Raw genomic sequence first — 12,390 nt, 5'->3', positions numbered from 1 at the left:
GCGTCATGACCCGCCGACCAGGTAGTCGGCCAGCTCGCGCGGGTGCGACAGCATCGCCATGTGGCTGCCGGGCAGCTCGTCCGGGACGATGCCGAGGCGCTCCTTCACGTGGCGGCGGACGAAGTCCGGGGTGAAGAAGCGGTCGTCGCGGCAGAGCGCGTACCTCGTCGGCACGTCCGGCCAGGCCGCCAGCGGCCACGGCTCGCGAACCGCCCGGTCCATGCTCATCTTCTCGGCGAGCGCGCGGTCATGGGCCAGCACCCGTTCGCCCAGCTCGCGCGGGACGTCGTGCAGGAAGAGCTCGTACTCGTCCTCGACGTCCGACGCGGGCCGGCCGCTGCGCTCCCACCAGTCGTCCGGCGTCTCCCCCGGGCTCGGGATCATGGCGGTGACCAGCACCAGCGCGTCGGCCTTTGCCCGCGCGCAGACGAGCGGGCCGACGAAACCGCCCCACGAGTGGGCCACCACGACCAGGTCCCGGCGGCCGTCGACTGCCTGGACGACGGCGTCCGCGTAGTCCCAGAGCCCCGCCTGCGGGTCGGACATCGGAAGGTCCACCGCGACCGTGTCGTGTCCCTGGGCGCGCAGCTCGGCTTCGACCAGGTGCCAGTCGAAGGCGCTGCCACCGCCGCCGTGAATCAGAGCGAAGGTTGTCATGACTGTGTTGACCGACGGCGGGGCGGAAACTCATCGCGACCGCGGCGACCAGCTGGCCCTGGCATAAGCTCCTCCGGTGGGCACATCAAGGGCTTCGTGGCGTAACACGACACATGACTGGGCAAGTGGCGTGGACCTCGAGCACCTCGCCCAGATCCGTCAGAACCCGCTCGTGTTCGCTCCTGGCGGTCTTCGCCACCTGGTGCTCGAAGTCGTCGCGTACGCGGCCGACGAGGCCGAGAGCGACGGCGGCGGGCACTGCACCGTCACCCTCCATGCCGACGGCTCGGTGTCGGTGGCGGATGCCGGGCGGGGCACCGACACCCGCCTCGACGAGCATGGCCACGCCGTGAAGAAACCGATCATGGCCTCGAAGGACCTGCGGTTCTTCGACCACCCCGGTACGCAGGTGCTTCCCGACGGTCAGCCGCGCCGGGGCATGTCCGTCGTCGCGGCGCTCAGCGAGTGGCTCGTCCACACCAACCGCCGCCGGGGCGGGGCATGGACGCAGCGGTACGAGCACGGCGTCCCCGTGACCGATCTGGTGCCGATCGCCGACGACGGCACCACAGGCACGGTCGTCCACTTCCGCCCGGACGGACTCCCAGGCGCGACGGACGGGGAGCTGGCACGCCTGCTCTCCTCGTGGGAGGTGCTGTCGGTCGAGATGGACGACCGCCGCCTCTCCTGACAGTGCCCCTCAAGAACGGCGCGGCGTGTACGGGGCCGGCGCGGCGAGGTCCACGTCGGCGTCCGGCCAGCGCCGGCGTAAGGCGTCGGCCAGGCGGCGGCACCAGCCGGCCAGTCGCGGCAGGGCCCGCCAAGCCTCGGCGGTGCGGGCGGCGGCCTCCAGGACCGCGACGAGCTGGGCCCGGCTGTCGTCACCGGCCGGACGGGCATCCAGCACGGACAGGCGCCACAGGCGGGCCAGCGCGAACGCCACGCACGCCGCCGCCAGGGCCGTGCCGTAGCGCCGCTCGTCCTCGGCCTCCGGCACACCGGCGGCCAGCGCGCGCCGGTAGGCATCGGCCGGCTCCCGCTGAGCAGCCGCTGCGGGCGTGCCCACCGACATCCAGGCCGGGCCCGGGACGTACAGGCAGACGGCGTCGTGCAGGGCGTGGGTGAAGCCCGCGAACTCGAAGTCGATCAGGCGCGCGTCAGGCGGACCATCGGCGTGCACCAGCACGTTGTTGGCCTCCGGGTCGCCGTTGCTGAGCACCAGGAACGGCCCGGGATCGGCCAGCACCTCCAGCGCCGAGGCGAGTTCGTGCTCGACCGCGCCGGTGACCGGCGCCCCCAGCACCTCGGCCTGCGGCACTCCTTCCGCGCGCAGCCGCGCGACGCGCCCGAGCCGGTCGGCCTCCGCGTCAACCGGCCCGAGCGCGGCCCGGCGCCGGTAGTACGGCTCCGCGCGGCCGGCGGTGAGCGCCCCGAGCTCGCCGCGAGCGCGGGCGGCAGCGGTCAGCCGTTCCAGATGGGCGTCGGCGCCGTCACGGCGCAGCAGCCCGTCCAGCGCGATCCGAGGCGCGAGGTCCTCCAGCACGATGCGCCCGCCGGGCAGCTCCTCCAGCACGATGCGCCCGCCGGGCCGGTCCTCCGCCGGCACGCGCGGAGCCAGGCCGACTCCCAGGTCCTCCGCCAGCACGCGCGGAGCCAGGTCCGCTCCGAGGTCCTCCGACAGGAACCTGAGCGCCGCCACCTCCGTGCACAGCCGCCATGCCTCACTGTGCCTGCCGTCGACGTGGGGACCCGTCCATTTGACGATCACCGTCTCGTCGCGGTCGGTGCGGGCGCGGGCGACCCGCCACGGCTCCAGCCTGGTCCATGCCACCACGTTGAGCATCGCCGATCACCTGTGTCCTCTGGGTGGTCTGGAGCCGGCCTATGGTCACGTCCACGTGCATGGTGTATGAGTCGATCTTAGTGGGTGAACAAGGGAGACCTTCGTGGCCGAGCAGTGGATGACGTCCGCTCTGACCTGGTTCGTACGTATGGCAGCCGCATGCGCCCTGGCCGCGCCCGTGATGTCACCTACCGGCGCGGCGGCACTGACGACCGCCGCGGCGCCGCTCCAGCCGCTGAGCCTGACGGGCCTCGCTCTGCGCGCCGGATCCGACCCCTACACGGTGCCGCTCTCGGCGGAGTACGAGCAGGTGGGCATGGGCGGCGTGCTCAGCGGCAGCGACCGTACCGCGTTGCCGGGCAGCGAAGACGCCGGCTGCGCGGCCCGGGCGGCGTACCGGCCGCTGGTGCCGGTCAGCACCTGGTTCTGCTGGGACGCCGCCGTTCAGGGCGACAAGGACGACCTCCCGCACTCTCCCTGGGCGCCGCAGGGGCTGGCCACCTCCGGCGAGGCCCAGCTCGGCGGCACCCCGATCGGCAGCGAGCACAGGGCGCTCATCACCAGCTGGGCCTGGCTGAACTCACCCGACCCGAACACCCCCGACTACCGCACCAACTCCGTGATCCTGAAGGTCGTCGACCTCGACGACCGCCGCTACCGCAACGTCCTGCCCGTGTGGGTGGACAGCCAGGGCAAGCTGCGACGCGTCTACGGACACGGCGGCGGCCTGGCGTGGTACGGCCCCTACCTGTTCATGACCTCCAGCTCCAACTGGAACGGCTACTCAGGCCCCGACTCCACCCGGCACACGATCCGGGTGTTCGACACCCGCAAGATCTACCGCCAGCGGGACGGAGGGGGCGGCGACTACCGTTACGTCATTCCGGAGGTACGCCACTACGTCACCCCCATCCTGCTCGACTTCGTCTCACTCGACCGCCGCAGCTCCGGCGGCGCGAGCCTGGTCGCGGGCACGTACAAGCGCTCCAGCGGCACCTCCGCCTCCCTGGCCGGCACCAAGCTGGTCCGCTACCGCTTCCAGCCGCCGCCCGACGGCGACTACCGGCTCATCACCACCCCCGTGCAGGCCTGGGTGTCCACCGTCCCGGCGAACCCGGCCGACGCCATCAGCGACGTGCAGGGTGTTCAGGCCGACGGCAACGTCCTCCATCTCAACATGTCGGCCGGCTCTCACCCCGGCCCCGACCCCAGTAGGCGCTTCGCCACCGTGAACGTCAGCGGCGCCGCCTCCACCTGGACGATCCGCGCCCACACGAGCTGGGCCTACCGGCCGGAGGACCTGTCACTCTGGTACGGCACCGGCGAGCTGTGGGGGGCTCACCGAAGGCGAGGAGGAACGGGTCGTCTTCTCCGTCAGGATCGCCGACGCCAGTCCGACATAACAGTATTTATATAAGGACTGTTATAATTCGGGCATGGCGGAAGACCCAACACCAGATCCCACCGGTCAGAGCCTCTGGCGGCCGCTGCGGCTGCTCCAGGAGTCGATGGACGCGGACATCGCCCGGCTCTACACCGAGAACCAGATCGACGGCCTCAAGCCCAGCTTCGTGATGGAGCTGCTCCGGCTGCACGCCCGCGGGCCGATGACGATCACCGAGCTGGCCGAGTCGGTCGGCCGGACGCATTCGGCGCTCAGCCAGAAGGTGGCCGCGATGCGCACGGCCGGTTGGGTGGAGACCGTCACGGGCGACGACGCGCGCAGCAAGAAGGTGACGCTCACGGACGACGCCCGCGCCGTCGTCGGTCGCCTGGCGGCGGAGTGGCGGGCCACCGAGGCCGCCCTCGCGGACCTCGAGGCGGAGATCCCTTATCCGCTCTCCCGGGTCGTCACCGACATCGAGCGGGCTCTCGAGCGCAAGAGCTTCCACGACCGGATCGCCGAGAAGCTGGCCCAGGACCCGGCGTGGGGCTGAGGCACGCGCCGAACGAACTGCTCGGCCGCGTCAGCGCCGACCAGCTCGTAAGGCCCCGGCGCTCGTGCCAAGATCACCACATGGACCGATTAGTCATGACACTTCTGGTGGCGATGCTGCTCCTCAGCGGTGGCAGATACCTGATCGGACCGCTCGAGTTCGAGGACGACGCCGCGCAGGCCGTCCGGACCTGGCGGACCAGCGGCGCCGCGGAGATCTGGCGCCACGGTTTCGTACCACTCGGGGACCTGAGCGCGATGTCGCCGGAGGTACGCAAGCAGATCGAGCATGACGACGAGGAGTACGGCTGGGTCGTGGCCGGCCCGCTCCCCGCTCCTCCGGCCGGGGCCCAGATCCGCTGGGACGACGGGTCCACGATGCGGGTCCCCGTGATCGAGCCACGGGAGGCGCTGATGGCGCTGTCCCCCTGGCCGGAGGAGTACACCTTTCCGGACGACAAGACACACAAGCTGACCGGGGCCACCCTCACGACGATGCGGCTGGAGACCGTACGCGGCCTGGCGACCGTGCCCGCGTGGCGGCTGCACTTCGCGAACCTGCCCGGCCCGATCGACCACGTCGCGGTCGATCAGGACGCGATCGGCAGCGTCGAAGACGCCGTCGGCGAACACGCGTCAGGCGAGGGGGTCACAGACGTCAAGGTGCTCGACGAACGTACGCTGCTGGTGGGATACGACTACGGCTCCTGCGGCGGCGAGCCGCCCGACGTCCGGCTACGCGTCAGCGAGCGGCCGGACGTGGTGGTGTTGGGGCTCTATGTCCCTGGTCTGAGCTTCGGTCCGTGCGCGGGCGTCGGCCTGTTCGGCAAGGACGTCATCAGGCTGGAGCAGCCGCTGGGCGATCGCGTGATGCTGGACGCGGGCAGCAGGCTTCCCGTCCTCTGTCACGATGCGCCGTACGGGTGCTCTTCCAGGGACGGGTGACCTTGATATTCGGTTGGCAGCCGCTGACGGTGTCGTGATACTGCACAGATGTTCACGGATGCCGACGCCGCCGCCCTGTACGACCTGCTCAACCCGTGGGACCCCGTCCGGTATCCCAGCAGCGCGTTCTATGACGAGTTCGTGATGGCCGCGGACGCCGTGCTGGATGTGGGGTGCGGCACCGGAAGCATGCTCCACCAGGCCCGCGCGCTCGGCCACCGCGGGCGGCTCGTCGGGCTCGATCCGGACCTGGCCGCGCTGGAGCGGGCCCGGCGGCGCACGGACATCGAGTGGGTCGCCGGCGTCGCGGCGGACGCGGCCTGGGATCGCGAGTTCGACCTGGCGATCATGGCCAGCAACGCCTTCCAGTGCTTCGTCACCGACGAAGAGCTGTCGGAGTCGCTGGCCGCGATCCGGAGGGCGCTACGTGACGGCGGGCGGTTCGTCTTCGAGACGCGCAACCCCCGGGCGCGCGGGTGGGAAGAGTGGAACCCGTCGAACGCCATCGACGTCGTGGACGGAGAGGGCCGTCGGCTTCGCGTGTCGCACCACGTCGAGTCGGTGGTCGACGATGTGGTGACGTTCACCGAGACGACCGGCGACCAGGAGGGCGCCGTCCTGCGCGTCGATCGTGCGAGCCTGCGCTTCCTCGACGTGCCGGAGCTCGGGACGTTCCTCAGCGAGGCGGGCTTCGAGATCGAGGCGCAGTACGGCGGCTGGCACCGAGAGCCTGTCACCGATGCCGGCCGCTCGATCGTCACGATCGCGCGCAGAGCCTAGCCGCGCTGATCAGGCGCCAGGGTCGTGCCACGGGCGACCTGGAACGGCCCGGTGCTCATGGGGCTTGGCCCTTCCGTCAGCGTCAGGTGCCCGTCGATGTCGATGGCGCGCTCGCCGGTGTTGGCGACGGCCGCCACGACCTGGGCTGTCCACCGTCGGTCCCCGGTCGAGCTTGATCCATGACGCCGGCTCGTTGGAGCCACGGTCCGGCACGACGGCGAAGCGGCCGAAAACCTCATGTGGCTTTGCCGGAGAATTTACCGGTCGCAGGCGAGCTCCAATATCGCGGCTCTACGCTCTGCGCTCTAGGCTGCCACCACTTCCCACCAGCCGAAGAGACGCGCCAGGCACATGTGCCCAGCAGGGAGTAAGGAGTCGCAACGTGAGGAGAGCAGGGCGAGCCCCCGCATCGCTGATGACCGCGATCGCCTTGACGCTCGCCGTCGGAGCCCCGTGCGCCCAAGCAGCCGATGCCCGACATGCACGACACGCCACCCTCGCGGTGCGCGCGCTGACCTTGTCGATGACCGCCCCCACCACGGCGAGCCTGGGTAGCGCTGGTGCCAAGGGAACAATCAGCGCTACTCTCGGCACGGTGACCGTGGTCGACTCCCGTCCGGGCAACCCCCTCTGGACGGCCACCGTGTCGGCTACCGATTTCACCACCAGCGGACCCCCAGCCGGCACCATCGCCAAAGGCAACATCGCCTACTGGTCCGGCCCGATCACCGCCCAATCCGGTGCCAGCAACCGCACCCCGGGGCAGCCCACCGCTGCCGATCGCGTCTCTCTCTCCGCGCTCATCACCGCGTTCAGCGCACGCAAGCTCCTGGCGGTCACGACATCCACCAGCTGGAAACCGACCCTCGTCGTCACTATTCCGGTCTCCGCTGTCAGCGGCACCTACACCGGCACCATCACCCACTCAGTCGCCTGAGTTGTTCGAATCCTTCGCGCCGCTCGGCCGGTGAATTAAAGACTCATGACCCGGCCATGCCCTTGGCCCTGACAGCAAAATGCGCCCGTATCCGCGCACGCCGCTCCCACCAGACGGCCGCCCGCTGCGCTCCTTCGTTGAACCCCGCCGCCAACCCAACGTCACTGTCGGGACAAAACATACGTTGCGCAACGCTCACTACTCACAACTATGCGCCAAGACCTCGTCAATTGACTGCCAGCATGCTGAGCGTCATTTCACTGCACCGTATCCGCGCAACGTAGCCTCATCTCATCCGGGTGGGGAAGATCGTCTAGCAACCCCTGGAGCCTCTGGAGCGATCACCAGGCCGGACCCGACCTCGATCACAAAGGAGTTTCCCATGCGGTTCAAACCCGGCAGGTGCCTGGCGATGCCGGCGGCAGGGGCGATCATCTTCGCGCTGCTCGGCCCCGCCCCCGCCGCTCAGGCGGTGCCATGTCCGAGCGGGTCGCCGTCCACGCCCTGTGACACCACGGTGACATTCGAGGTGACGGCGGGCGCTCTCGGTATGACGGCACCCTCCAGCGTCACCCTCACCTACAACAACACCACTCGGCAGGCCACCGGCTCTTGGCCTGCCGGAGACCCGGTGACCGTTACCGACAACCGGAACAGCAACCTGGCCTGGCAGGCCACAGTCGTGTCGACGGCATTCACGGCATCAGGACAGCTCGACATCGCGCCCAGCCAGGCAAGCTACTCTCCAGGGACTCCCAGCACTAACAACGGGTCCGTAACTCCCCATGACTCGACCAACATGACCGCAGCCACCCTCATCATGGAACACGCGTCAGGGGCTGGGAGCAGCACCACCACGTGGGTCCCGACCATGAGCGTCAACGTGCCGATCCAAAATGGCGCGGCCATTTACACCGGAACGGTGACTCACTCTGTCACCGCTGCTTAGCCTCGGCCTGAGGCGATTGGCCGCACTGATCGTGCTGCTGCCGATGGCCGCACTCTTCCAGACTGCGGCCATCGGCGATTCCGGTGCGATGGTGGTTCAGCGGGGACAAGACGACCAGCCTGGAGAGCCGAAGGGAGTGTTCACCCTCCGTCTGCTGGAGGCACCAGTCGCCCGGCGCGACGATCCCCGCGCCTACACCTCCATCGTCGATCACCTCAGCCCGGGCACGACCATCCACCGGCGGGTGGAGATCAGCAATACGACCTCCCGCACGCTGAGCATCGATCTCTATGCTGCCGCGGCCTCAATCGCCAAGCGGACCTTCACCTATGCCGCCGGTCGCGCCCAGAACGAGCTCACGGAGTGGACCTCGGTTGACCATCCCGTGCTCAAGCTGGTGCCGGACAGCAAGAAGACCGCGCGGATCACCATCCGCGTACCGCCCACCGCTTCGCGAGGCGAGCGGTACGGCGTTGTCTGGGCCGAGGTCGCCAGTACCGGCGCAGGCACGGTCAAAGTGGTCAACCGGGTTGGGATCCGGATCTATCTCGACGTGGGCCCCGGCGGTGAGCCACCCTCGGCATTCGAGATCTTGGAACTCGTTCCGGCACGCTCTGCCCAGGGCGAGCCACAGCTCACCGCCCACATTCGCAACACCGGCGAACGCGCTCTGGAGATCACGGGACAACTCTGGCTCTCCAACGGTCCAGCAGGCCTGCAAGCAGGCCCTTTCGCCGTACCGCCAGGCACGTCCCTGCTACCAGGCGATACGGCACAGGTGACCGCCACACTGGATAAACAACTACCTGACGGCCCCTGGCAGGCACGACTGTGGCTACGCAGCGGCAGAGTAGAGCACACCGCCACCGGCACGATCACCTTCCCCGCCGCCGGCGTGGGTAAAGCGATCAACTTGAATGCGTCACACATACCCTTCTACGTGGCAGCGGTGGCGGTACTCGCCTGCATGATGATCTTGTTCATCGTCCGGCGGCGTCGGGTGCGTACCAGGTAGCCGGGGCGCGCCTCGTGTACGGCGTGCGGCGAAAGTGCGTCTTGTGGCAACCGGCGAGAACCAAGCGGCCCTCTGATGGGTTTGGCACTTCCATGACCAGCCACGAGCACAGATGGCACGAGTCGGGCGGTAACCGTGCGTGATATTGGGAGTGCCGGAGCGACCATGGCCAACCAGGGCTTCAAGGCCTGCACCGGTGCCGCAGGGCCCTGCCGGCGGCGGCCTGACAGCCCCGGCCCCGATGCGCCAAGCGGGTCCAGCGGCCTTCCGTTCTTCGTCCGGAAAGGATGTCATGCGTTCTCGACGTCTGAAGTACCCGATCGTGGTCATGGCAATGGCCCTGGCGGCAGGCACGCTCTCGACCGCATCCGCTGACGCGCAAGCCGACACGTCACCACGACGCCCGTGGGTGAACCTCTGTCTCAAACTCAAACGGATGCCCGACCACCGGCGTATACGCTGCCACTTCCCGCCCCCGCCCCGGCATCGTTCGGCTGCCAGGCTCGCGGCGCAGGCCCAGCGCGCGACGATCAACGAAATCGCGATTCCGACCAGCCCCGCCACTCCCGTCGGCATCACGAGCGGACCGGACAGCGCACTGTGGTTCACCGAGAACTACGCCAACAAGGTCGGACGCGTCACCACAGGGGGGCTGTTCACCGAATATTCCATTCCCACCAGCGATTCCCAGCCGGCTCACATCGCCGTCGGCTCGGATGGCGCCCTCTGGTTCACAGAGGCGGTCGGCAACAAGATCAGCCGGATCAGCACCAGCGGGACCATCACCGAATACACCCTGCCGACCAGCGACGCCTACCCCTGGGGTATCACCAGCGGGCCGGACGACGCCTTGTGGTTCGTCGAGTATCTGGGCAACAAGATCGGCCGGATCACCACCAGCGGGACCATCACCGAATACAGCCTGCCGACCAGCGGCGCCTACCCGATGCGCATCACCACGGGACCGGACGGCAACGTGTGGTTCACGGAGCCAATGGCCGGCAAGATCGGACAGATCACCACCAGCGGGACCATCACCGAATTCAGTGTCCCCTCCTCCGGAGCCATGCCCGTCGGAATCACCACGGGACCGGACGACAACCTGTGGTACACCGACGCCAACGGGAAGGTGAGCTCCGTAACCACCGGAGGAGACTTCACCGAATATGGGCTGGAAGACATCAACAGCTTCCCGTGGGGCATCACCACCGGTTCCGACGGCAACCTGTGGTTCGCCGAGCAGATCGGCGACAAGGTCGGCAGCATCACCACGTCCGGAACGATCAGTGAGTACTCGCTGCCCACGAGTTTCTCGGGGGCGTTCGACATCGCGGACGGGCCCGATGACAACCTCTGGGTCACCGAGGACTACGTCGACCAGATAGCGATCGTCACTCCTTGACCGGACCGGCCGGCGGCGCACTCCCGGAGCAGGAACGCGCCGCCGACCGCCTAACCCTGCGTGCCTTCGGCCGGAAGCAGGTCCACGGGGCGAGGCCGTGCGCAGGTGCTCGTGATGGTCACCGCCGCCCCGGAGTGGGCCGAGGCCAGCAGCGACTCCATGACGTCGAGCACGTGGAAGGCCAGCGATCCGTCCGTACGGGCCGTCTCTCCCGCCGGGGTCGAGGCGAAGTCCGCCAGACCCACGCCGCGCCCGGCCTCGACGTAGCCGGCCGCCTCGGGAAGGGCGTGCCAGCCCTCCTCACCCATCCCCGACACGAGGACGGACCCGTCGAAGCGGTTGGGATCGGGTACGACGAGCGAGCCCTTCTCCCCGTGCACCTCTATGTTGGGCGACTTGGTCGCCACCCCGTCGAAGCTCATCACCAGCGTGGTCAGCACTCCCGACTCGTGCACGAGCACTCCGGTGACATGGGTGTCGACGGTGACCGGGATCTCCTCACCCCGGCGGGGGCCTGACCCGATCGTGCGCTTGGCACGCGTACGGCTGGCGGCGCCGATGACCGTCGTCACGGGCCCGAGCAGGGTCACCAGGCTGGTGATGTAGTAGGGCCCCATGTCGAGGAGGGGGCCGCCGCCGGGGACGTAGTAGAAGTCGGGGTTGGGGTGCCAGCGCTCGTGGCCGGGCGTCATCATCGTCGCGGTCGCCGCGATCGGCCTGCCGATCAACCCGTCGTCGATCGCCTTGCGCGCCGTCTGCGTACCCGTCCCCAACACCGTGTCAGGCGCGCAGCCCACACGCACCCCGGCGGCGTCGGCCGCCTGCAGCATCCGCCCGGCATCCGCCACGGTCGCGGCAAGGGGCTTCTCGCAATAGACGTCCTTGCCCGCCGCTATGGCCTGCAGCGCGATCTCGGCGTGCGCGGCCGGAACGGTGAGGTTGAGCACGACGTCCACGCGCGGATCCGCCATCAGCTCCGCCACGCTCACCACGTCGACCCCCGCGTAGGGCCGCACCGCCTCCCGCGCCCGGTCGAGGTCGAGGTCGGCGACGGCCACCAGCCGCACGTGCGGCAGCCGGTCGATGGTCTGGAAATACTGGGCCGAGATGGCGCCGCATCCGACCACGCCGACGTTCACCTGCTGGCCCACAGCATCCCCCTCTCGATCACGGTGCGCACGCTGTCGTTCTCCAGGACGTCGAGGCTGTGCCCGGGGGTCGCGACGAAGATCCGCCCGCTCCCCCACTGCCGGGTCCAGATCGCCGGCGAGGTGACCTCCCGGTGCCAGGGGTCCCACGGGCGCACCTTCTGCGTCGTCGTCGCCAGCACGTCGATGTAGTCGTCGGTCAGGACCCAGTACTGCTCGGTGACGAGGTCGAAGTCCGCGATGCCCTCGGTGATGGGGTGCGTGGCCGCCTCCGGCAGCATGTTCACGGTGTACGGCACGAAGTTGTCAGCCTGCGAGCCCTCGCGCTCGGCCGGGTCCTTACCCGGATGGCAGGCGAACTGCCCGCCGATGAGGTGCAGGTAGTCGGAGGAGTTGCGGAAGGAGTCGGCGATGCCGCCGTGCCAGCCCGCCATCCCGGTGCCCGCCTGGATCGCGGCCTCCAGGCCCCGCAGTTCCGCCTGCTCGATCGTGCCCATCGTGTAGCACTGCACGATGAGATCCACGCCGGACATGAACGCCGGATCCGCGTACGGGGCCGGAGAGTCCGACCGGTGCACCTCGAACCCGTTCTTCTCCAGGAAGGGGACGAAGAGCTCGGTGGCCGCGACCGGGGCGTGCCCTTCCCAGCCGCCCCTCACCACGAGAGCCCTTCGCCCGTGTTCGTCTGTCATGCATTCGCCTATCGCTCAGGGGACAAACGACTCCAATCATCGCATTTACTAACGAACTATCTGAATGGGCTAGTACTGACATTTTT

14 protein-coding genes are annotated in these 12,390 nt (G+C 68.9%); 9 read left to right on the top strand and 5 right to left on the bottom strand.

Annotated elements, in window-relative coordinates; all coding sequences use genetic code 11:
* Window positions 1-3: 3 nt before the first annotated feature.
* Complete coding sequence (locus ABD830_RS46760; protein WP_345001848.1) at window positions 4-657, bottom strand: alpha/beta fold hydrolase; 654 nt, start codon at window positions 655-657, stop codon at window positions 4-6.
* 130 nt (window positions 658-787) lie between these two features.
* Between ABD830_RS46760 and ABD830_RS46755 the strand changes: the two genes are divergently transcribed.
* Window positions 788-1,348, top strand: a complete 561-nt coding sequence (locus ABD830_RS46755) for a hypothetical protein (RefSeq protein ID WP_345001846.1) — start codon at window positions 788-790, stop codon at window positions 1,346-1,348.
* 9 nt (window positions 1,349-1,357) lie between these two features.
* On the opposite strand, the gene ABD830_RS46750 is transcribed toward ABD830_RS46755, so the two are convergent.
* The gene (locus tag ABD830_RS46750) at window positions 1,358-2,500 is read right to left on the bottom strand and encodes a hypothetical protein (RefSeq protein ID WP_345001844.1); all 1,143 of its coding nucleotides are present in this window, start codon (window positions 2,498-2,500) and stop codon (window positions 1,358-1,360) included.
* Window positions 2,501-2,603: 103 nt separating this feature from the next.
* On the opposite strand from ABD830_RS46750, the gene ABD830_RS46745 reads away from it, so the two are divergent.
* The 4 genes from ABD830_RS46745 to ABD830_RS46730 all read left to right on the top strand — a co-directional run bounded on the left by ABD830_RS46745 (window position 2,604) and on the right by ABD830_RS46730 (window position 6,161).
* On the top strand, window positions 2,604-3,917 hold the full coding sequence (locus tag ABD830_RS46745; protein ID WP_345001842.1) for a hypothetical protein: 1,314 nt from the start codon (window positions 2,604-2,606) through the stop codon (window positions 3,915-3,917).
* A 19-nt stretch (window positions 3,918-3,936) separates the two neighbouring features.
* Window positions 3,937-4,437 (top strand): MarR family winged helix-turn-helix transcriptional regulator, encoded by a 501-nt coding sequence (locus ABD830_RS46740; RefSeq protein ID WP_345001840.1) that lies wholly within the window; start codon window positions 3,937-3,939, stop codon window positions 4,435-4,437.
* An 80-nt stretch (window positions 4,438-4,517) separates the two neighbouring features.
* Complete coding sequence (locus ABD830_RS46735) at window positions 4,518-5,381, top strand: hypothetical protein (RefSeq protein WP_345001838.1); 864 nt, start codon at window positions 4,518-4,520, stop codon at window positions 5,379-5,381.
* A 48-nt stretch (window positions 5,382-5,429) separates the two neighbouring features.
* On the top strand, window positions 5,430-6,161 hold the full coding sequence (locus ABD830_RS46730; protein WP_345001836.1) for a class I SAM-dependent methyltransferase: 732 nt from the start codon (window positions 5,430-5,432) through the stop codon (window positions 6,159-6,161).
* On the opposite strand, the gene ABD830_RS46725 is transcribed toward ABD830_RS46730, so the two are convergent.
* Window positions 6,158-6,298 carry a hypothetical protein gene (locus ABD830_RS46725; RefSeq protein ID WP_345001834.1) on the bottom strand — a complete coding sequence of 47 codons (141 nt, stop codon included), beginning with the start codon at window positions 6,296-6,298 and terminating at the stop codon, window positions 6,158-6,160. The genes ABD830_RS46730 and ABD830_RS46725 overlap by 4 nt on opposite strands.
* A gap of 278 nt (window positions 6,299-6,576) precedes the next feature.
* Here ABD830_RS46725 and ABD830_RS46720 point away from each other — a divergent pair, with 278 nt between their 5' ends.
* The 4 genes from ABD830_RS46720 to ABD830_RS46705 all read left to right on the top strand — a co-directional run bounded on the left by ABD830_RS46720 (window position 6,577) and on the right by ABD830_RS46705 (window position 10,464).
* Window positions 6,577-7,098 (top strand): hypothetical protein, encoded by a 522-nt coding sequence (locus ABD830_RS46720; protein ID WP_345001832.1) that lies wholly within the window; start codon window positions 6,577-6,579, stop codon window positions 7,096-7,098.
* 382 nt (window positions 7,099-7,480) lie between these two features.
* Window positions 7,481-8,047 carry a hypothetical protein gene (locus ABD830_RS46715; RefSeq protein ID WP_345001830.1) on the top strand — a complete coding sequence of 189 codons (567 nt, stop codon included), beginning with the start codon at window positions 7,481-7,483 and terminating at the stop codon, window positions 8,045-8,047.
* 16 nt (window positions 8,048-8,063) lie between these two features.
* Complete coding sequence (locus tag ABD830_RS46710; protein ID WP_345001828.1) at window positions 8,064-9,062, top strand: hypothetical protein; 999 nt, start codon at window positions 8,064-8,066, stop codon at window positions 9,060-9,062.
* A 292-nt stretch (window positions 9,063-9,354) separates the two neighbouring features.
* Window positions 9,355-10,464, top strand: coding sequence for a Vgb family protein (locus ABD830_RS46705; RefSeq protein WP_345001826.1), 1,110 nt, complete (start codon window positions 9,355-9,357; stop codon window positions 10,462-10,464).
* 50 nt (window positions 10,465-10,514) lie between these two features.
* Here ABD830_RS46705 and ABD830_RS46700 read toward each other — a convergent pair whose 3' ends face one another.
* The gene (locus ABD830_RS46700) at window positions 10,515-11,615 is read right to left on the bottom strand and encodes a Gfo/Idh/MocA family protein (RefSeq protein ID WP_345001824.1); all 1,101 of its coding nucleotides are present in this window, start codon (window positions 11,613-11,615) and stop codon (window positions 10,515-10,517) included.
* On the bottom strand, window positions 11,600-12,304 hold the full coding sequence (locus tag ABD830_RS46695) for a ThuA domain-containing protein (RefSeq protein WP_345001822.1): 705 nt from the start codon (window positions 12,302-12,304) through the stop codon (window positions 11,600-11,602). The genes ABD830_RS46700 and ABD830_RS46695 overlap by 16 nt, the downstream gene beginning before the upstream one ends.
* Window positions 12,305-12,390: the final 86 nt, after the last annotated feature.

Origin of the sequence: Nonomuraea helvata (assembly GCF_039535785.1) — a bacterium.
GTDB classification, from domain to species: domain Bacteria; phylum Actinomycetota; class Actinomycetes; order Streptosporangiales; family Streptosporangiaceae; genus Nonomuraea; species Nonomuraea helvata.
The sequence above is the reverse complement of the archived record's forward strand: the minus strand, read 5'-3'. Positions and strand labels throughout refer to the sequence as shown.